The 752-nt window shown below is 53.7% G+C and carries 1 protein-coding gene; it reads right to left on the bottom strand.

The window, feature by feature from the left end:
- On the bottom strand, positions 1–752 hold a 752-nt coding region (locus HMPREF2967_RS07860; RefSeq protein ID WP_158014698.1), incomplete at both ends, for a hypothetical protein.

The raw sequence follows: 752 nt of genomic DNA, 5'->3' as shown, positions 1-752 counted from the left end.
TCCGTGAAGGGCGCGCACCTGTTCAACCACTCTCGGACAGATACGGCTGTAGCGAAGTCGTGCTTGACAAATACGCGGATCTCTTGACCGTCAAGGGTCAAGAAGCATGTGCCGTTGACAGACAGCCGGGCGAGTGTTTCGCCGTTCGGCAGAAGAATTAATTTCTCGCCGGTCTCGCCGTTGCTACTCTGACGGGCTACTACCCTGACGTCGCGGTAGTTCGAAAAACAGCCATTTTCGCGCGGTAACTGCGCAATGCTTACTTGTTCTCCGGTCTGCGGAATTGTGCCGCGAAAGACCGTCATAACGGCCTTTTTGTCGCTGTTACGCAACGTCATAACCGTAAAGTCGTCGTTGAATGCATCACTGGCGGAACAGGCGTCAAAGTCAACGCCTATGTACCGACTTGATGCAAAATCACCGAGTTCTTCGGCGGATGTTGGCTGCGGCTGCGTACCGAGGTGCGCGTACTTTACGCGGAGTTCGTCAGCCGTCATTTCCGGCAAGCTGTCTGCGCGGTTCATCAAACGGTTAAATTCGTCGATGACCGGCGCGACAGTCTGCGTGCTGAGTTCACCGACTACGTTGATGCGCTCCTCTTCGTCTCTGATGTGTTCCGAGTCGCGGTACAGTTGCTCAAAGTTCTGCGCGAGATTTGGCGTGGTGAAGTAATCAAAGTAATCACCAGTGCCAAGCGCAAAACCCTTGTTGACGTGAATGGTGTAGCTGCCGCGTTCAACTTCAATGACAAT

Origin of the sequence: Corynebacterium sp. HMSC059E07, assembly GCF_001814395.1 — a bacterium.
GTDB classification, from domain to species: Bacteria; Actinomycetota; Actinomycetes; order Mycobacteriales; family Mycobacteriaceae; genus Corynebacterium; species Corynebacterium hesseae.
This window is presented reverse-complemented; position numbering and strand designations above follow the sequence as displayed.